The organism is Pedobacter sp. KACC 23697 (genome assembly GCF_045348445.1).
Taxonomy (GTDB): Bacteria; Bacteroidota; Bacteroidia; order Sphingobacteriales; family Sphingobacteriaceae; genus Pedobacter.
Genome location: NZ_CP157485.1, coordinates 2,388,147 through 2,407,243 on the forward strand (window position 1 = coordinate 2,388,147; position 19,097 = coordinate 2,407,243).

At 40.2% G+C, this 19,097-nt stretch carries 17 protein-coding genes; 8 read left to right on the plus strand and 9 right to left on the minus strand.

All coding sequences use genetic code 11. The features are described 5' to 3' along the window. Positions 1-6 precede the first annotated feature (6 nt). Positions 7-150 (minus strand): hypothetical protein, encoded by a 144-nt coding sequence (locus tag ABEG20_RS09400; protein WP_406827116.1) that lies wholly within the window; start codon positions 148-150, stop codon positions 7-9. Between the two features lie 154 nt (positions 151-304). On the opposite strand from ABEG20_RS09400, the gene ABEG20_RS09405 reads away from it, so the two are divergent. Then, a complete protein-coding gene (locus ABEG20_RS09405; RefSeq protein ID WP_406827117.1) occupies positions 305-1,195 on the plus strand; it encodes a GNAT family N-acetyltransferase in 891 nt (296 codons plus the stop codon). Positions 1,196-1,263: 68 nt separating this feature from the next. Here ABEG20_RS09405 and ABEG20_RS09410 read toward each other — a convergent pair whose 3' ends face one another. From ABEG20_RS09410 to ABEG20_RS09425, 4 genes are all read right to left on the minus strand, one after another. Beyond that, positions 1,264-1,935 carry a hypothetical protein gene (locus ABEG20_RS09410; protein ID WP_406827118.1) on the minus strand — a complete coding sequence of 224 codons (672 nt, stop codon included), beginning with the start codon at positions 1,933-1,935 and terminating at the stop codon, positions 1,264-1,266. A gap of 65 nt (positions 1,936-2,000) precedes the next feature. Further along, positions 2,001-2,588, minus strand: coding sequence for a Crp/Fnr family transcriptional regulator (locus ABEG20_RS09415; RefSeq protein ID WP_406827119.1), 588 nt, complete (start codon positions 2,586-2,588; stop codon positions 2,001-2,003). Positions 2,589-2,719: 131 nt separating this feature from the next. Beyond that, entirely contained in the window at positions 2,720-3,640 is a 921-nt protein-coding gene (locus ABEG20_RS09420) for a helix-turn-helix domain-containing protein (protein ID WP_406827120.1), read from the minus strand. A 56-nt stretch (positions 3,641-3,696) separates the two neighbouring features. Further along, the gene (locus ABEG20_RS09425; protein ID WP_406827121.1) at positions 3,697-4,470 is read right to left on the minus strand and encodes an SDR family NAD(P)-dependent oxidoreductase; all 774 of its coding nucleotides are present in this window, start codon (positions 4,468-4,470) and stop codon (positions 3,697-3,699) included. Between the two features lie 316 nt (positions 4,471-4,786). Between ABEG20_RS09425 and ABEG20_RS09430 the strand changes: the two genes are divergently transcribed. The 3 genes from ABEG20_RS09430 (at position 4,787) to ABEG20_RS09440 (ending at position 8,918) form a co-directional block, all read left to right on the plus strand. Further along, on the plus strand, positions 4,787-6,211 hold the full coding sequence (locus ABEG20_RS09430; RefSeq protein ID WP_406827122.1) for a serine hydrolase domain-containing protein: 1,425 nt from the start codon (positions 4,787-4,789) through the stop codon (positions 6,209-6,211). Between the two features lie 91 nt (positions 6,212-6,302). After that, positions 6,303-7,457, plus strand: a complete 1,155-nt coding sequence (locus ABEG20_RS09435; protein WP_406827123.1) for a M23 family metallopeptidase — start codon at positions 6,303-6,305, stop codon at positions 7,455-7,457. A 153-nt stretch (positions 7,458-7,610) separates the two neighbouring features. Beyond that, the gene (locus ABEG20_RS09440) at positions 7,611-8,918 is read left to right on the plus strand and encodes a hypothetical protein (RefSeq protein ID WP_406827124.1); all 1,308 of its coding nucleotides are present in this window, start codon (positions 7,611-7,613) and stop codon (positions 8,916-8,918) included. 110 nt (positions 8,919-9,028) lie between these two features. On the opposite strand, the gene ABEG20_RS09445 is transcribed toward ABEG20_RS09440, so the two are convergent. From ABEG20_RS09445 to argS, 4 genes are all read right to left on the minus strand, one after another. Continuing rightward, positions 9,029-9,859 (minus strand): XAC2610-related protein, encoded by an 831-nt coding sequence (locus ABEG20_RS09445; protein ID WP_406827125.1) that lies wholly within the window; start codon positions 9,857-9,859, stop codon positions 9,029-9,031. A gap of 11 nt (positions 9,860-9,870) precedes the next feature. Further along, the gene (locus ABEG20_RS09450) at positions 9,871-10,512 is read right to left on the minus strand and encodes a hypothetical protein (RefSeq protein ID WP_406827126.1); all 642 of its coding nucleotides are present in this window, start codon (positions 10,510-10,512) and stop codon (positions 9,871-9,873) included. A gap of 461 nt (positions 10,513-10,973) precedes the next feature. Further along, positions 10,974-11,738: a sulfite exporter TauE/SafE family protein gene (locus ABEG20_RS09455; protein WP_406827127.1), complete on the minus strand. Its 765-nt coding sequence runs from the start codon at positions 11,736-11,738 to the stop codon at positions 10,974-10,976. A gap of 68 nt (positions 11,739-11,806) precedes the next feature. After that, positions 11,807-13,579 carry an arginine--tRNA ligase gene (gene argS / locus ABEG20_RS09460; RefSeq protein WP_406827128.1) on the minus strand — a complete coding sequence of 591 codons (1,773 nt, stop codon included), beginning with the start codon at positions 13,577-13,579 and terminating at the stop codon, positions 11,807-11,809. 359 nt (positions 13,580-13,938) lie between these two features. On the opposite strand from argS, the gene ABEG20_RS09465 reads away from it, so the two are divergent. The 4 genes from ABEG20_RS09465 (at position 13,939) to ABEG20_RS09480 (ending at position 18,999) form a co-directional block, all read left to right on the plus strand. After that, positions 13,939-15,384 (plus strand): arginine deiminase family protein, encoded by a 1,446-nt coding sequence (locus ABEG20_RS09465; RefSeq protein ID WP_406827129.1) that lies wholly within the window; start codon positions 13,939-13,941, stop codon positions 15,382-15,384. 62 nt (positions 15,385-15,446) lie between these two features. After that, complete coding sequence (ctlX, locus tag ABEG20_RS09470) at positions 15,447-16,382, plus strand: citrulline utilization hydrolase CtlX (RefSeq protein ID WP_406827130.1); 936 nt, start codon at positions 15,447-15,449, stop codon at positions 16,380-16,382. A 162-nt stretch (positions 16,383-16,544) separates the two neighbouring features. Next, on the plus strand, positions 16,545-17,123 hold the full coding sequence (locus tag ABEG20_RS09475) for a PhnA domain-containing protein (RefSeq protein ID WP_406827131.1): 579 nt from the start codon (positions 16,545-16,547) through the stop codon (positions 17,121-17,123). A 487-nt stretch (positions 17,124-17,610) separates the two neighbouring features. Further along, entirely contained in the window at positions 17,611-18,999 is a 1,389-nt protein-coding gene (locus ABEG20_RS09480) for an arginine decarboxylase (protein ID WP_090764474.1), read from the plus strand. Positions 19,000-19,097 lie beyond the last annotated feature (98 nt).

Sequence of the window (19,097 nt, forward strand, 5' to 3'; positions counted from 1 at the left end):
AAATTCTTATTTAATATCATCTGGTTCTAATTCATTCCCTTCCTCATCTATCCGTTGGTGTTCATTCCAGTTTGAATCCTGACCGGTTTTATTCTGCTGCTCCACATTTTCGTCTTGCTTTTGCGCTTCGTTCTCTTTAGGATCTGTCATAGCCATGATTTTTATTTTAGATAACAACAGTACTACGGATAAAATAGTTCGGCAAACTTGAATGGTGTTTGTAAATTTTCGATCGCTGACCTATGGCCTGTATTTATAATGGATGAGAAAAATTAATGCCTATATTTATCTTAGCAGATTTATCATGATTAAAAAAGAAATTTTAACAGACAGGCTTATATTGAGTGAATTGGAGACAAATGACCATGCATTTATTCTTGAGCTGGTTAATTCTGCAGGCTGGCTGGAATTTATTGGCGATAGAAATGTGCGAACAGCTGATGATGCGCTGGCCTATATTGTAAAAGTTACATCTAATCCTTTTATTAAATATTGGAAAGTTAAACTGAAGGGCAATGATCTGCCGCTGGGAATTATCACCCTAATCAAAAGAGATGAGCTGGAACATTTTGATATTGGGTTTGCTTTTTTACCCCAATATGCAGGAGCAGGATATGCCTTTGAAGCTGCAAACGCTGTGCTTGATTCGCTCCCTGAAACGATTTTGGCAGATAAGGTACTGGCCATTACCAAGGAAGACAATTTGCGGTCGTTAAAGTTGCTGAAAAAACTAAAGTTTAAATACGAACGCCCGGTAGATAAGGGAGAAAAAATATTGTTACAATATGCTTTAAGCGCAGATGAGATACAGATCGGCAAAATTACCCGTTCATTTTTTCGCCTGTTTAACAATACCTTAAACGAACCTGATTTTAAAACGATATACCAACTCTGCGCAGTATCAGCAAGCATTATCCGGAAATCGGGTGCCCAAGCAGACGTTTACGGGCTGGAATCTTTTATTGAACCCAGAAAAAAAATGTTGACAGACGGCACGTTACAGCAGTTCAGTGAATTTGAAACTGATGCAGAAACCCGGGTTATTGGAAATATCGCACAGCGTTATTCAAAATACCGTAAGCAAGGACTCTTAAACGGCGTTTACTTTGAAGGCCGTGGACATAAGTTTTTTCATTTTATGAAAGAGGCCGGCGAATGGAAAATTGTACAGGTTATTTGGGAAGATGAGGCTTAATACAGATGTAGAAAGCCATATATTCCTGCAATGCTCAATATGGCTTTATCATTAACCTCAAACAATTTTTACACTGAGCAGATTCCGCATGATCTCTTCCTAATCAACAGACGATAAATAGCCAGGCATCCCGGAATCATCGGAAGAACCGCGGTACACATGCCTGGAAAATAATAATGCCCTGTGGTTTTAAAATAAAAATTAGGCATTTGTGGTATTCTGGTGCCGTTAATGGAGGCCGTTAACGAGTGCGGATCATCTGGAAACAAGTCGGGAGCAAGCAACGGAAAAATAAAATGTGTAAATTCTGCCACGCCCGGACCAATAAATATAAACCAGGCCACAAATCCGGCTATCGGCACCTTGTAATATAACCCTAGTGAAGTAAGGGTATAAATTACCGGGCCGATTAGTGCAAACACCATCAAAAAATTCTTTTCACTCCATGGAATACCAAACAGCCTGCTCATTGCCGGCGCAAATCCCATGAGGTATTCTTCAACAATATGAATCTGCAGACCGGCAACAGTGAGGATAAAAAGCGGTAGGATAATGCCCGGTTCTACCGGTTTTTTAAGATAGGTAAAGTACCAGCAGAACAGCCCCACCAATGCAGAGCCTCCCACAATTATAACTGGCGGAAGCCCAATAGAAAGATAGCCCATAACGGGCGCTACAACTGTAAAAGTACAGGCTGCCAGAAAGCTTACTTTTTGGGATAATGACAATGAGTTTTTCATAACAGATTAATTTTAACCCGAAATTACAGCCCTTGCACAACCCAGCATTTATCAAATGATAAAAACTATTTCATGGCCCTGATCCTGCTTAACGATACCTGAGTAATACCAAGATAAGAAGCCACATCTGCCAGGCTGATGCGTTGCATCAGCGGCCCGTATGCTTTTAAGAATTTATGGTAGGCCATCTGGGCTTTTTCTTCCAGGTTACTGCCAATCCTGTCCATCATATTTACCGCGGCCAGTGAAAGGAGTTTCCGGTAAAAGGTTTCCACGGAGTGATACCGCCTGCAAAGCATATCCAGGTCATCATAATTGAGACAGGTGATTAACGTATCTTCGAGAGCCAGAACCGCGTATGCGGATGGCTGTTGAAGTACGAAACTATCGAGCACGGTAAACATATTTCCTTCAGCAAAAAAGCGCATAATGAATTCCCGCGTATCCGTATAAAAGAAAGTTTTAACTAAGCCCATGTTCACAAAATAGATCCGTTTACAAACCGTTCCGGTTTCCAAGATCAGTTCCCCTTTCCGATATTTCTTTTGATAAAGTTTTGATTGCAAAGCGTCGGTTGTTTCGCTTTCAAGCAAGGAAAGAGCAGATACAAAACTTAAAAACGCAGTGGCACCGGAAAATTGATTGCTTATCATGACAGCAAGTTACGAAAGGATAGCCTTAATATAGTCCTCTTTTTATGTTAAGTTTAGGCTATTCATTCCCTGAAGGATATCTTAATCTAATAACCAGTCAACGTAAACCACAAACTTTTACTATGCCCTTATCAATTATAAGCAATCCGAAATTCGATTGGTGAAAGCCCCGTTCGAACCCTAAACATCTTGCTGAAAGACTGCGGATGCTCGAAACCCAATTCATAGGCGATCTCTGCCACCGTCAGGTCAGTACCGGTTAATCTCTCTTTCGCTTTCTCAATCAGTTTACTGCGGATATATTGCTGGGCGTTCTGACCGATTAGTGCGCGTAACATATCACTTAAATAACCAGAAGAGATATTGAGCTGCTCCGACAGGTAATGTACCGTTGGAAGTCCCTGGCGCAGTGCTTCCTGGTTATTGAGGTAGTTATCGAGAATACTTTCAGTTCTTTGAAGAATATCATTACTGGCTGTTTTCCTGGTAATAAATTGTCGTTTATAAAATCTATTGACATAGCTCAGCAACAATTCGAGTTGGGCAATTACGACCTCCTGGCTGAACTCATCTACACGGCTATTGAGTTCCTGTTCCATGATTTGATAAACCGATAGGATAATCTCCCGCTCAGCTTCAGACAGATGCAGTGCTTCATTAGATGCATAAGAAAAATAACTGTACTGTTTTATTTTTCTGGCGATGGGATGCCCCAGCAGAAAATCAGGATGGATTAGCAAAATGTAACAATAGGTTTCGCTATTATAATCAGTACTTCCGATCAACTGATTAGGTGCCATAAACAGCATACTGCCCTCATCAAAGTCGTAATAATTCCGGCCATATTTTAGCCTGCCCCTATTTCTCGTAATGAAAGTAATCTTATAAAAACTCAACACATCATAGATTGGTGCCATCGCTGTATTGAACGGATTGTCCTGGTTGAAATGAACCAGACTGATCAGCGGATGCTGCGGCGCCGGTAGCCCGAAGGCCTGATGGCTTTCCGATATCGATATAAAACGGATCAGTTTATCTCCCTTACCTTTCATACTATAAATGTATAAAAAACCTATGATTGGCGATCATAGGTTTTAACTGTTAAAAATTACCAGGGTAGGATATTGTTTTCACCACTGAAATTGACCGGACCGGTAAAACTTACGTTCGGAAGATCTTCAGCCAGCGCCACGCGGATCGGCTCTTTAGAACCTTCCTCCACAGTGTCGGTTCCCTGAAAATTATTAAGGGCCGTTGCGGTAAAGCCCGGACTTACCAGGTGAACCTTGATATTGGTATGCTCCAGATCGATCGCTAGTGACAGAAAGATTCCATTCAGTGCTGTTTTTGAAGCCCCGTATGCGGCGTCGAAGTTTAAACGGTACGGATTTTCCGGATTGGCATTGATAGTGAGCGATCCCAGCGCACTGGAAACGGTTACAATTCTAGCGTTTGGCGCTTGGTGCAATAAAGGCAAACAGGCCTGTGTCAGGGCCAGTGTTGCAAAAACATTTGTTTCCCAAACCATTTTCAGCTCGTCAATCGGTACAATACTGGCTCGCTGCGAACCCAATACCTCCTCCATCGTACGACCGGGCTTACCAACGTGAGAAACCGCTGCGTTGTTGACCAGCAACGTCAGGTATCCGGATTCATCCTCAATGGTTTTAACCACTGTTCTGATGGATTCATTGTCAGTAATATCCAGTTGGATCGCGATGGCCGATTTCCCCAGCCCTTCAACCGCTGCTTTTCCCTTTTGCAGGTCGCGGGAGCCAGCATACACGATATATCCGTTTTCTACGAGGGCTTTGGTAATCTGATAGCCCACACCAGTATTTGCACCTGATACGAGTGCAACTTTATTTTCATTTATCTGCATAATCTTTAATTTGATACGGCAAAAATGCGCATCAAATTAAACATCAATGTAACTCAATCGAGACTATATGAAGCCGAATCGAAGATAATGTCAAATTTTAGACACTATAACATCAATAGGTGCAGCCTATGATTGAGGATGAGATATGATTCACCTTTATATTACGCTTTGGGTGCTGGAATTAAGTAATCTTTCGATCACACATCCATGCAGCATATTACCAATATTGGATTGAAATACCAATACCGCAATAAAATTTGAATGTCAGATGCAACATATTCTTAATTTTGGTGTCAGGTAAATAAATATTTACCTGATGAATAAAATCCGAATTATTGCGCTCCTATTGCTTACTTGCACCAATGTATTTGCTCAGCAAACTTTCCAGACTCAGCTTGACAGTGTGTTTACGGTAATGTATAATCAAAAACAGTTTAACGGCTCTGTACTGGTAGCCGAAAAAGGCAAAATATTGCTGGCAAAAGGTTATGGTTTCCGCGATACTTTATCCAGATATCAAACAAATAAAAATACCATCTACGAGCTGGCATCATGTTCAAAGCAATTTACAGCTGCAGCTATTGTGTTGCTTCACCGGCAAGGATTGCTGCAATACGATGATCCCCTCGATAAATACATCCCTGAACTGAAACAATGGCATGATGTGACCATATACGATCTGCTTAGACATACCAGTGGTCTCCCTGAGTATATTGGTGATATGGCAAAAGGATGGGACCATCAGAAAATTGCCACCAATAAAGATCTGATCACATTTTATGCGGATCGTAAAGATACCTTAAGTTTTAAACCAGGCAGCATACACCGTTACAACAATACTAATTATGCACTTCTGGCCAGTATCATCGAGCGCATTTCTGGTAAAACTTATGCAGATTACCTTAAAGAAAACATTTTTATGCCACTAAAAATGAAATCTACATTTGTTTATAACAGAAGATTAAATCCCAAAAGGATAAAGAATTATGCTACCGGATATGTTTGGAGGCGCCAATCGTTTGATAAAATTACATCCGAAAACCCAAATTACGCAGACAGTGTAGTGTACTACCTGGATGGTATTGTAGGAAGTGCCAAGGTAAACTCCACCATCCTCGATCTGTATAAATGGGTAAATGCACTAAAGTCGAATACATTTTTTTCGCCCAGCGAATTTGAGCTCATGACTGAAGTGACCAAAACCTCAAAAGGAAAAAACATTCCTTACGGCTTCGGATTTGATCTTTCCGGAGGGAACAGCAACCTATCTTTCGGGCATACGGGCAGCTGGGATGGTTATGCTACCTTTATTTACCATACCGTAAATAAGGACCGGACTATTATTACACTCCAGAATTTTAAAATGGGCGCTTATCCGTTCCGCACCATTAACCAGATTTTGGATAACCGTAAAATGGAGATAGAATATCCCAAAAAAATCACCCTACCAGCACCACAGATCGCGCAGTTTGCAGGCACTTACCTGAGTACAGATGATGGCGAAGAGCAGCTAATTACTTATCTCGATGGCCACTTGGTCCATAATACCAACAGGATTAAATGGGACATGCGGTTTTTTCCAATTGCTCAAAACGAATTTCAGGGCATCAGGCAAGGCGGAGCAGATGGCGTAATTAGATTTACCCAATTGCCTAATCAAGAGGTAAAACTCGAAATGCTGGAGTATGGAAAAGTGATAGGAACCGCTTTCAGGAAAAGCAACAATAAAGGTCTTGAATAACTAATCATAAATAACTGCATATTGATATTATTAAACGTATCCATGTAACCTTGATGTGTTAAGTCGCATCTAACAGGTAAACACCTATAGAATGAAAAGTAAAGGCCTTAGACTATCCTATTTAATTTTGCTATTTTGCTTTATTTTGTTGAGCCATTCAATGGCACAGAATGCACCAGCGCAGCGCATAGCCAAACCTTTTTCCTTTCCGCTGCAATTGGAAATGCGTGTCCCATTTGGCCCTACAGCTTTTCCTAACGGACCAAATCTGTTCCTGATCTATGAACTTTACCTCACGAACTTTAGTGCTTCACCTATTCGTTTACAAGGTATGCAACTGCTTAACGGAAACCGGAAAAGCAACGCTCCAATCGTATCTTTCGACTCGCTGGAACTCAAAAGCATGGTAAAAATTTTGGGTACCGATAATCCAAAAGATGGACTAACTATCGGAGCCGGGCAGAGTGCAGTATTGTATATAGAAGCAAAAACTAGCAAAGAGATACCTTTTCCAAACAATATCGTTCATCGGATCATCACCTCAGCTGATACTTTAGACGGAGCAGCAGTAAGTATGCATACCACGAGAATTCAAACACTCAAAGCACCTGTAACGGGTTCGGACTGGATTGCGGCCGATGGTCCGGGCAACAGTATTGATAATCATCACCGACGTGGAAATATCATTCTTGGCGGACGTGTAATAAATTCTAGGCGATTTGCCATTGACTGGAAAAAAGTTAAAGACAGCGTATCTTTTTCCGGCGATCCGGCAAATGTGCAATCATATTTCTGTTACGGCGAAAAAATATTTGCTGTTGGCGGTGGCACGGTTATCACTGCTACAGACGGATTACCGGATAACATTCCCGGCCACGGAAAAGCCTTTCATCCGGCGGTGCCACTCACCTTTGAAAAACTGCCTGGCAACAACATTGTAATTGATCTTGGTGACGGGCAATATGCCCATTATATGCACATGAGGTCAGGTAGCCTAAAGGTTAAAAAGGGAGATCATGTAACCAAAGGCCAATTATTGGGCAACATCGGTAATTCCGGAGATGCACGGGAACCGCATCTGCATTTTGAGGTAACCACCTCTCCCCAGCTCCTTTTGGGAGAAGGCTTACCTTACGTAATTGACTCCTATCGGTTAGGATACCAGGATGGTTTTGATGAAGTGCGAAACAAGGAATTACCTAAAGAGAAAGAAATTGTTGAATTTGGAAAAGCAAATAAAAGATAACTGGCCAATGCCTGTATGATAAACTCTTTGCTTAAAGTTTACCATGCTTCAGCGCAGTTTTAATTTTAGCCCGATTTGCTGACCGGATAAAATGCCACAGATTGCTTATGTTTATTTCAGATTTTATATCGTATTAATTTAAAAACAACTCGCTTGAAACCATCCACTTTATTATTTCTTCTATCCTTATTTTTATTAAAGGCAAATGCCCAAAATCCGCAGCAGTATATCATCACTTCCGATATTAAAAACTTTTGGACAGCTTATGATAAGATTAAGGAGAGCAGTGATAGTACTTTACACATAGGTTACATTAACGATCTGTTTATTAAACAGGGTACCGATGGCTTAAAGTCGATCATGAAAGCGAGAGGATACACGGCTAAATCTTATCTGGATGCGATCCGTCATTACCCACTTTTTTGGCGTTCGGTGAGGGCCAATACCCTTCGCGCCAATGAGTTTGCAGATAGTATTGCAATAGAGGTAGATAAATTAGCCAGGATTTACAAAAAACTTAAACCTGCACGTATTTATTTTACCGTTGGGGCCTTACGCACCAATGGAACAACTTTGGATGGAAACGTCCTGATCGGCAGTGAACTTGCTCTGGCTGATGCACAAACCGTTTCTTCTGAATTTCCGAAAGCGCTGTCGCACCTGAAAACTTTTTTTGGCAGCAACCCAATCAATGGAACCGTATTCTTAAATGTGCATGAATATGTGCATACCCAGCAGAAAAGCAGTATTGGCTATAACCTCCTATCCCAATGCGTTATTGAAGGCGCAGCTGAATTTGTAGCCGTTACGGTTACAGGGAAACCATCATCAACGCCAGCTATTTATTTTGGAACACAGCATTTTGAAAAGGTAAGAAGCGTATTTGCCAGACAGATGTTTTTTGAAGATAGTGGATTCTGGTTGTACAGCAATGCCGATAATGAATTTAAGATGCGCGATTTAGGCTATTATGTAGGGTATGAAATCTGTAGAAAATATTATCAAAATGCCAAAGATAAAAATTTGGCCATCAGTGAAATGATTACGCTTGACTATAACAACCCATCAGCTTTATATCAATTTGTTGACCGCTCAGGTTATTTTGAAAAACCCGTATCAAAATTAAACAGGGCGTATGAAAAAGATAGACCAGTGGTTATCGGGATTAAAGAGTTTAAAAACGGAAGCAAAAATGTTGATCCGAATTTAACGGGGATCACTATCAACTTTTCAACTAAAATGGATAAGAAGTACCGGAATTTTGAACTTGGACCGTTAGGAGAAACACACCTCTTGAGAATAAAAGAATTTAAAGGCTTTTCGGATGACGGATATTCTGCATCATTTGATGTCGCTCTGAAACCCAATAAGCAATATCAGCTCGTGATAGGAAGCGGGTTCCGCGATGAAAATGGAATACCACTCAAAGCTTATCTGGTTAACTTTACCACTGCAAATTGATTGAAGTTGTTTTTTTGCTGGAAAGGCGTATTAAAATGGAGGGTCAATCCTGCTCCACTATCAAATAAGATATCTCCTCAGAGCATCATTTAATCTCTCTAAAAGAAAAACTAATTTTCTGCTTTTTTGGAACTGATCCAGGTTAAATGTTTAGCGGTGGTATATTTATATTCATTATTCCACCAGGTTGCCCCGCCCCTGCAGGCTGTAATGAGCAATTTATTCTTCTTATCTAATGTTACATCACAAAATCCGGAACATTTTGCTCTAGGGTCATTTGGTTCTGCGAGTAAGTCAAACCGCTTCGAAACAGGGTTATACAGATAGATGGTGAAGGTTCGGTAAACGCCCATCCCTGCATCTGGAATGGAAAATGCCACATCATCAAAACCGTCAAAATTGTAATCAGCTATAGTGCCTATGCGTTGAGGGTCAGGGCTGTCAAAACCAGGTAAATGAACTTTTGTAATCTTATCCGGATAGCGGAAGCTAAGCATTTCATCCATACCTTTCGAAAAAGAGATGACTGTTCCATGCAGCAAAAAACCTGTTTTTTCAGAACCGTCTTCATGGTTTTTCGCCTGCTCCAGCTTAAACAGCTGATGATCTTTATATCGTAGATAAGATGCTGCTGATACCTGATTGCCTTCCTGGCTCAGTTTATACACTCCGGTTACCTTTCCCTGCACTAATTCATCCCAAGTGTAGGATACTTTTGATGTTGATGTTTTGCCCTGCGCTGTTCGATTTTTTAAACTTAAGGCAATAAATCCCTGCTGCCCATGGTATTTTACATAGGCTCCCTCTCCACCCGCAGCATAATAAATATTCATTAGAAAGGGTTTAGCTCCGGAAGTTGATTTGAGCAGAAAAGGCTGTGCATGTGCAGCCCAACTGATCATCGCAAAGACCATTATTAATTTTAATTTTCTGATCATCATAGAACCCCGATTTATATAAAAAGATTAAAAAGGTTAATACCAGCTAACGTCCAAAAAACATAATCATGGATTTTGCTTGATTTCGATGGTGTTACTGTTTCAACAACCTCAACTTTATTAAGTTTTTTTATTAGAAATACAATTAAACCCGGTGCCAATAAAAAAAAGCTAAATATCCACCATTTGTAATTATACTTCCATAAATCTGTCCAACGTAAAAATGCATTCGATCTGAAAGTTATCTGTCTCAAACCAAAAAAAGGGAAAGCCTCCATCTCATTTACTTTTCCTCCAAAAATATCCTGCTTCTGTTTAATCTCCTTTTTTTTGATGCGATTGTAATCGCTTTCCCGAAGGTAAAAAGAGAAATTAAGTTTGCGGCTCTTTTTATCTATCCCCCAAAGCCAGGTATTTAGGCCTTCAATTATACCCGGATATTGCCTGCTGATCCGGATCTTATCTTTTACAAAATTGTATGTCACCGTTGTGCTCCTCAAGCTAGCATATACAACTGTATGATTTTCTGCATTTGTCCATTCAATATGTTTCATGCTCGAAAAATCATAACAGGTAAGCATAATTGTATAACAGGTATAAAGCGCCCAGAAATACACAAAAAGCGGAAGTATAAAATCAAGATTAACCTTTTTCATTTATTTTTCAACCAATAACGTTATTTTACTCTCCACTGTGCCTGACGATAGCCAATATTAGTATAATAACGTTAATAAAACCGTAACCATTTCGCACTTCCGGCCTAATCTAATAACATAATATATAAGCCATTAGGAAGTCTGGTACCCTTACTTGTTCCATCGAACGGCATCCTGTATCCAACTGATAGAAATTAGACAACTGATTGAGCAAGGTTATGGTTTTACCGCTCTCACTATGATCTGCCAAGTTAAAATGAATAAAGTCTTTATCGGCAATACCATTTGCAGCTGCTTTAATCAATGCTTATTTTAAAGTTCCAGAACCAGCATCTGCGTTCGAAGTTACCATAAAACTTCTGCACGGATATCTAAAGAAGTAAAAAGCGTCAGTAAAAACGAAGCAAGAACAAATTTTAACGTTAATCTAATCATGGATTAACAAATCTACTAAGATTATCTTATTTTAATAATACATCGTAGGCAAATCTCAAAATCGTTCCGAAAACTACAATTAAAAAGAATAAACGTACAAATTTGTTGCCCTTGAGCAGAGCCAGCTTCGTACCAAAAAAAGCACCAAGCAGGTTAAAAACAGCCATGGGTATGGCATATTGAAATAAAATATGTCCTGTTGAACTGAAATAAAGAATTGCGGCCAGATTGGTGGCCATGTTAACGATTTTAGCGTGTGCACTGGCATGAAGAAAATCGAAGCCAAGCACGGCAATGAAAATCAATATCAGAAAAGCGCCTGTTCCCGGTCCGATCAATCCATCATAAAAGCCGATAACCAAACCAAAAACGGCCGACATTAACACCTGCTTTTTTACCGAATGATTCTTCTCCTGATGAATCCCAAATTGCTTGTTAAAATAAGTGTAAGCAGCTACCAAAATCAGTATGACCAAAATAATAGGCTTAATTACGGAGTTATCGATCCTGCTGACCAGAAAAGCACCAAAAAAAGCAGAAATAAACGCCGTAAAGGCACAAGCTGCCAGTACCTGATCATTAAATTTAACCTTTTTAGCGTATTTAAATGCCGCAAGTGTTGTGCCCGCAATAGATGGGATTTTGGTTGTTCCTAAAAGTGTGGCTACCGGATAATGAGGTAAAATAAGTAAAGTGGCGGGGGTTTGCAATAAACCACCGCCACCCACAATAGCATCTATAAAGCCGGCTGCAAAAGCCACCAAACAAAGTAAAATCAATTCAGTTGCCATCCGCCAGCATTTCTGTTCTTTACAGCTTCCATCTTACATCATCCGTTTTACATCTTACATCCGCCCATTTACATTCTTTCCGGAGAAGTGATTCCCAGTATCAGCATTCCGGCATGAATAATATCCGCAGTTTTTTTACAAATGTTTAAGCGGAATTGTTTCAACTCACCTTCTTCCGTTTTTACTATTGGCGGTACCTCATGGTAAAACTTATTAAACAACTTGGCCAGTTCATATAAATAGTTGGCCAAACTCGCCGGACTGAAAGCCTTGGCCGCGATTTCTATTTCTGAAGGGTATTTGGCCAATTGCAGGATCATTTCCAGCTCAACTGCTGATATGCCCGAAAACTGCTCACTGGCCGTTGCAAACTGATAGTTCGATTTACTGAGCAAAGATTTAATCCTGGCGTGAGTGTACTGAATAAAAGGGCCGGTATTCCCTTGAAAATCGATACTCTCTGCCGGATTGAACAATAAACGTTTTTTAGGTTCTACCTTCAGTAAGAAATATTTTAAAGCCCCCAAACCAATGTTTTTGTAAAGCGCTTCTTTATCTTCCTGAGGAAAATCATTGGTTTTACCCAGTTCTTCAGTTTTCTCGCGTGCGGTAGTGATCATGCTTTCAATCAGTTCATCGGCATCTACCACGGTTCCTTCACGGCTTTTCATCTTTCCGTTAGGTAAATCTACCATCCCGTACGATAGGTGATATAAACCTTTTGCCCAGCTTTTACCCAATTTCTCTAAAATCAGGAACAACACTTTAAAGTGGTAATCCTGCTCGTTACCTACCACGTAGATAGACTCATCCATATTGAAATCGTCGTGCTTCATTTCGGCAGTACCTAAATCCTGTGTAATGTAAACCGAAGTACCATCGGCACGCAGTACCAGTTTCTGGTCTAAACCATCCTCCGTTAAATCGATCCATACCGAGCCATCTTCTTTTTTGAAGAAAACACCTTTGGCCAAACCTTCGTCAACCGTACCTTTTCCTAACAGATAGGTATTGCTTTCGTAGTAAAACTTATCAAAATCTACACCGAGGTTTTTATAGGTAATATTAAAACCCGCATACACCCACTCGTTCATCATTTTCCAAAGCGAAACCACTTCTTCATCACCCTGCTCCCATTTCAAAAGCATCTGCTGCGCTGCTATAATTAAGGGTGCATTTTTCTTAGCCTGGTCTTCTGTCTGCCCTTCTGCTTTTAAAGTATCAATCTCTTTTTTATACTCTTTGTCAAAAATCACATAGTATTTTCCAACCAGATGGTCGCCTTTTTCCCCTGTACTTTCCGGGGTTTCGCCATTACCCCATTTTTGCCAGGCCAGCATTGACTTGCAGATGTGAATACCGCGGTCGTTAACCAGGTTAACTTTTACCACATCGTAGCCATAAGCTTTAAGCAATTCAGAAACTGAATAACCCAATAAGTTATTGCGTACGTGCCCCAAATGAAGCGGTTTGTTGGTATTAGGAGATGAATATTCTACCATTACCTTTTTACCGTTTGATGGGTATTTACCAAAATCCGCAGCTAAAACTTCTTCGTTAAACTGCTTTAAGAAGTAACTTTCAGCTATGCTGAGGTTCAAAAAGCCTTTAACTACATTAAATTTGATAATATTCTCTGCATGGGCCACTAAATATTCGCCTATTTCGGTAGCCGTTTGCTCAGGAGATTTTTTAGAGATTTTAGTAATCGGAAAAACTACAATTGTAGCCTGACCTTCAAATTCTTTACGCGTTTCCTGTATATTGATTACACTTTCAGCTATTTCTTCTTTATAAAGCTCCAAAATGGCTTTCTGTGTCTCGGTAATAATAAAATTCATAGGCCAAAAATATGTAAAAAAGGTGGAAGGTGAAAGGTTTAAGACCGAAGGTTTTTGAACTCCTGAAGGCTTGGAAAGGTGCTGTAGTGCTTATCGGTATCTACACTCCTTCTTTTCGCTGTAGTCCCGATTGGAGGAATCGGGCGCTGCCGCTGCAATTAGGTTTAGAGACGAAGGTGTTGTGCATAAAAAAGGCTGAAGAATGAGGTCCGAGGCTGGAAGACAAGATGCCCATAACGATAAACCCCATTTACCACAAAAATTTCCGGCACTTATTTCAACCTATATCTTCGGACTTTCGGACCCTGGACTTTCGGACTCTCAAAAATTCTGATAGATTTGTAACAACTAATTTATTTATGAGCGAGCAGAATCTAAACTTTAAAGTGAATGTAAATACCGAAATCGGCAGGTTGCGTAAATTGTTAATTCATAGCCCTGATAGTGGTTTGGGCAAAGTGGTACCATCTAAAGCACAAGACTGGCTTTTTGAAGACATTGTGCATTTAGATACTATCCGTAAGGGTGAATACGATTATTACATCAAACTGTTGATGTACTTTTTAGATCCGGACAAGATAAAAGGCAAACTGGCTGAAATTGATTCAGAAGCGGCCAACCGAAATTTCTATAAGCCTAATCATCCTGAGTTTCACAACTCAACAGCAGTAATCGAAATACAGAATTTATTGAGCGAAATGCTGGAGGATGAATCTATCCGGAAGAAACTGGTAGCCGCAGTTTGTGCCATTGAAGGCTGTACCTATAAAGTGCAGATCGCGCTGACCAATACGCCGGCTAAAGAACTCGCAGAAATTTTTATTTCAGGCACCCTGGCCAACGATACCATGATCTTTGCGCCTATTCCCAACCTGATTTTTACCCGTGATGTGGGCACCACGATCAATAATCACATTCTGTTAAATAAACCGGCAAAAAAAGCACGTGTACGCGAAACGCTTCTGATGCGCTATATTTTCTTTAACCATCCCTTATTCGAAAATTACCGCCACAACATCCTCGAAATTCCGGATGTTACCATGCACTTTTTACGACCTGGCGATGAACCCGCTTTCAGCACCACGCTTGAAGGTGGCGATGTGATGATGGTAAGTCCCAACCATGTATTAATTGGTTGTAGCGAACGGACGTCAGAACATGGCGCCAATGAAGCTATTAAACTCCTGTTCGAGCAGAATGTGGTAGAAAAAGTAACGGTGGTAAAAATACCGAGCAAACGCGATTACATGCACCTGGATACCGTTTTTACGCAAGTTAAACGCAATACCTGGGTCATTTTAAACTCGATTGCGCACTCGCCAAAATACAATCCTTACGAGCCGATCAATTTCTTAAAGGAACCCGAAAAACTAGAGGCTACCACGGCCATTCAGTTTACTAAAGCCAACCCGCAAGAACCAAAACATTTCGAGCATGTAGAAGCTTTACTGAACGATATTAGTCAGAATGATTTAAAGAGTACCGAACCTACCCAGATTATTTATAGCGGTAACAATACTTTTCCTTACGACTCGAGAGAACAATGGACCGATTCGTGCAACCTGTTAGCCATTAAAGAAGGTGTAGTTTTAGGTTATGACAGGAACGATAAAACCGTTGAAGCCTTTAAAGCGGCAGGTTTTAACGTGGTTGATGTAAAAGATTTAATCCAGGATCTGGAAAGTGGCAAAGCAAATGCCGAAACCATAACCGATACGTTGATTTTAATGCCATCAGCAGAACTTTCGCGTGCGCGCGGAGGATTCCACTGTATGAGTTTACCTGTTTTAAGAGACGATTTATAGATATACCGTCATGCTGAATTTATTTCAGCATCTAATCAGAAAGATCCTGAAATGAATTCAGGATGACGAATAGAGAAAGAAAAATGCAAACGACCAACCATATCCTCATGATCCGCCCAGTTGATTTTAAATTCAATGAGCAAACTGCGGCGAACAATAAATTTCAGGTAGCATCCGAAATGCAGGATGTACAGGCACAGGCCTTAATAGAGTTTGATGGTTTTGTTGAACTGTTAAGGCAAAATGATGTTGATGTTACGGTGATTGATGATACCTTGCAGCCAGAAACCCCCGATTCCATTTTCCCGAACAACTGGGTTTCTTTTCACGAAGATGGCTCAGTTTACCTCTATCCCATGTTTTCTGAAAACCGCCGTTTAGAGCGCAGAAAAGAAATACTTGAAAGCCTGAAAACCCGGTTTGAACTGAACCACATCAGCGACCTGAGCTTTTACGAAATGCAATATGCTTTTTTAGAAGGTACTGGCAGTATGGTGTTAGATCGCACCAATAAAATGGCCTACGCTTGTTTAAGTGTACGCACAGATGAAGAGGTTTTAAATAACTTTTGCATGCTTAGCGGATACGAGCCTGTTATTTTTCACGCGGTAGATAGTGATAATTTTCCGATTTACCACACCAATGTGATGATGTGTATTGGCGATCGTTTTGCGGTAGTTTGTCTCGATTCGATCCGCGATGCTGAAGAGCGCCTTCGGGTGAGCATCAGTTTAAAGGGTAGTGGTAAGGAAATTATCGAAATCAGTCTGGAACAGATGAATAAATTTGCCGGAAATATGCTACAGGTTTCCAATGCGGCCGGCGAAAGTTTGCTGGTGATGTCTGAACAGGCGTATTTATCCTTAAACCCTGAACAGATTGAAACATTGGAGCGGTACAGTCGCATCATTTATGCACCACTTTATACCATCGAAAAAAATGGTGGTGGCAGCGCAAGATGTATGCTGGCAGAAATACATTTGCCTGGTAAATCTTAATATTCCAATCGCCATGGTTCGTGTCTGCACGAACCCTTTATTTTTTTGCCACGGAAACTCAGAACACACGGAAAACCCATCGAATAGAAGGCACCTCGCTATTTAACTTCGACGTGTTTATTCCAATTAGTTTTATTACTTTCGCGAAAAATTTAAATAACCATGTCTTTACTACAAGAATTGCAAACCCGTTCGGGCAATAAATGCGAATTGTGCACTGCTGAAAACAGCTTATCGGTATACGAAGTACCCCCAACCAGTAATGCCAATAGCGATAACAGCATTTTAGTTTGTAAAACCTGTTTAGACCAGATTGAAAAAAACGAACAACTTGATGCCGTTCACTGGAAAATTTTAACAGAAACCATGTGGTCGGCATTTGCACCTGTTCAGGTAGTGGCCTGGCGCATGTTAAGCCGATTGAGAAATGAAGGTTGGGCTGCAGACAGTCTTGACATTTTATACCTGGACGATGAAACTTTAGAATGGGCTAAAAAAACCGGCGACCATGAGCAGGAAGGCACAGTGGAATTTCATCAGGACAGTAATGGAGCCCGTTTATTTGAAGGCGATACCGTAGTTTTGGTTAAAACACTCGATGTTAAAGGTTCAACACTAAGTGCCAAGCTCGGTACTGTGGTAAAAAACATTCGTTTGGTGCACGATAATACCGAACAGATTGAAGGTAAAGTAGAAGGCCAAACCATTGTGATTTTGACCAAATATTTAAGAAAAGGCTAATACCATGCCTTACTGGCGCCTTTTAAACGCGTGCCTGAATAGCCTAACGATTGTATCGTTACAAACCATTTTCTCTGCCGTGGTTCGTGTCCGCACGAACCACTATTTTTTTCATCCTCCAATGCACAAAGCGCACTAAAACTTTTAGGATAAAAGCACCTCGCGATATAACCCTGAATAGCAGTACTGCCCATCCCACCTAAACCTGACCGGAACGGACACGAGTGCAACGAGTAAAGTGGAGCGCAGGGGCAACCCAAACCTATAAAAAAAGGAACCTGCTTTCCTAAAAACACGAAGTGAAACAAATTAAATAAATTATTGAATTACAACAATTTAACCAAAAAATCAATTCCATTTTTTTCTAAAAACACTTTATGTTAAAATTTTGCACTTAAGCTAAGCGTTTCTCTACAGTAAAAATATTTTTAATACCGTTTAATTCTCGATTTAAAATTACATTTTTGCAAAAATTATTTAAAAGTAAATGCAGAGTTATTCAGAATTTCTCGATCTAAGCGTTGGCTTTCCACAGGAAGGCTTTGATGTGATAGATGATGAATTATATTTTCAGGATTTAAACCTGATGGAAATGATCGAAACTTACGGTACTCCCCTACGTTTCACATACTTACCCATGGTAAGTAAGAAAATTCAGCAGGCGAAGATTCTTTTCCAGACTGCCATTTTAAAAAACAACTATCGCGGCGATTACAAATATTGCTATTGTACAAAAAGTTCGCATTTCAGACACATTGTTGAAGAAGCTTTAAAGAACAATATCCACCTGGAAACTTCTTCTGCTTTTGATATGCCTATGGTTGATGCACTGGAGAAAAAAGGTGCTTTAACTAAAGATACCACCATTATCTGCAACGGGTTTAAAACTTACCAGTACAAACAGTATATTATTGATATGCTGCACGACGGTTACACCAATATTATTCCGGTTTTAGATAATAAAGAGGAATTTAACCTGTTTGATGATGAGGTAGATATCGATACCCCTTGTAACCTGGGGATCCGTATTGCTGCTGAGGAGCAACCAGATTCGCAGTTTTATACCTCACGTTTAGGTGTGCGTATGGAGGATGTGATCGAATTTTACAACAATAAAATTGTACACAATCCTAATTTCAGGGTAAAACTGTTACACTTCTTTATCAACTCGGGTATTACCGATTCGCCATATTACTGGAACGAACTGGAAAAATACGTAACCCTTTATTGTAAATTCAAAAAAATCAATCCTGATTTGGATACGCTTGATATCGGTGGCGGTATGCCGTTTAAAGATTCGTTGGTTTTTGATTTCGATTACGAATATATGGTAAACGAAATTGTAAAAAGGATTAAAGAAATCTGCGCCATCCACGAAGTAATGGAACCGGATATTATTACCGAATTTGGTAAATACACCGTTGCCGAAGCTTCGGGTATCTTATATAAGGTTTTAGGCCGTAAACAGCAAAATGACCGCGAGCGATGGTTAATGCTGGATGGTTCTTTCATCACCAACTTGCCTGACGTTTGGGCCTTAAACCAAAAATATATCCTCCTGCCGATTAATAACTGGGATGCTGAATATGAACGCGTTAACTTAGGTGGCATTACCTGCGACGGACAGGATTACTACAACCAGGAAGCACACATGAATAGTGTATTCATGCCAAAAACCCGTAAGGTACAGTATTTGGGATTCTTCCATACCGGTGCTTACCAGGAAGTGTTGAGCGGATATGGCGGTATACACCATTGTTTATTGCCAAGTCCGAAGCATGTTTTAATTCGCAGAAACCGCGACGAAAGTTTCAACTTTGAAGTTTTTGGTGAAGAACAGAACAGTAAGCAGGTATTGAAGATTCTGGGTTACTAATTCAGTTTTCAGCTGGGAGTTTACAGTTTGGATAAGTGAAACATAAACTTTCCACAATAAGCTAAAGCAAAGCACAAGTTTCTTATTTTTACAATATA

Bases quoted from the DNA above. Each gene is read 5' to 3' on its own strand.
- ABEG20_RS09445 (WP_406827125.1), bottom strand. From the start codon at position 9,859: ATGATGATCAGAAAATTAAAATTAATAATGGTCTTTGCGATGATCAGT.
- ABEG20_RS09410 (WP_406827118.1), bottom strand. From the start codon at position 1,935: ATGAAAAACTCATTGTCATTATCCCAAAAAGTAAGCTTTCTGGCAGCC.
- ABEG20_RS09455 (WP_406827127.1), bottom strand. From the start codon at position 11,738: ATGGCAACTGAATTGATTTTACTTTGTTTGGTGGCTTTTGCAGCCGGC.
- ABEG20_RS09450 (WP_406827126.1), bottom strand. From the start codon at position 10,512: ATGAAAAAGGTTAATCTTGATTTTATACTTCCGCTTTTTGTGTATTTC.
- ABEG20_RS09425 (WP_406827121.1), bottom strand. From the start codon at position 4,470: ATGCAGATAAATGAAAATAAAGTTGCACTCGTATCAGGTGCAAATACT.
- ABEG20_RS09400 (WP_406827116.1), bottom strand. From the start codon at position 150: ATGACAGATCCTAAAGAGAACGAAGCGCAAAAGCAAGACGAAAATGTG.
- ABEG20_RS09420 (WP_406827120.1), bottom strand. From the start codon at position 3,640: ATGAAAGGTAAGGGAGATAAACTGATCCGTTTTATATCGATATCGGAA.
- ABEG20_RS09465 (WP_406827129.1), top strand. From the start codon at position 13,939: ATGAGCGAGCAGAATCTAAACTTTAAAGTGAATGTAAATACCGAAATC.
- ctlX (WP_406827130.1), top strand. From the start codon at position 15,447: ATGACGAATAGAGAAAGAAAAATGCAAACGACCAACCATATCCTCATG.
- ABEG20_RS09475 (WP_406827131.1), top strand. From the start codon at position 16,545: ATGTCTTTACTACAAGAATTGCAAACCCGTTCGGGCAATAAATGCGAA.
- ABEG20_RS09435 (WP_406827123.1), top strand. From the start codon at position 6,303: ATGAAAAGTAAAGGCCTTAGACTATCCTATTTAATTTTGCTATTTTGC.
- ABEG20_RS09415 (WP_406827119.1), bottom strand. From the start codon at position 2,588: ATGATAAGCAATCAATTTTCCGGTGCCACTGCGTTTTTAAGTTTTGTA.
- ABEG20_RS09405 (WP_406827117.1), top strand. From the start codon at position 305: ATGATTAAAAAAGAAATTTTAACAGACAGGCTTATATTGAGTGAATTG.
- argS (WP_406827128.1), bottom strand. From the start codon at position 13,579: ATGAATTTTATTATTACCGAGACACAGAAAGCCATTTTGGAGCTTTAT.
- ABEG20_RS09480 (WP_090764474.1), top strand. From the start codon at position 17,611: ATGCAGAGTTATTCAGAATTTCTCGATCTAAGCGTTGGCTTTCCACAG.
- ABEG20_RS09430 (WP_406827122.1), top strand. From the start codon at position 4,787: ATGAATAAAATCCGAATTATTGCGCTCCTATTGCTTACTTGCACCAAT.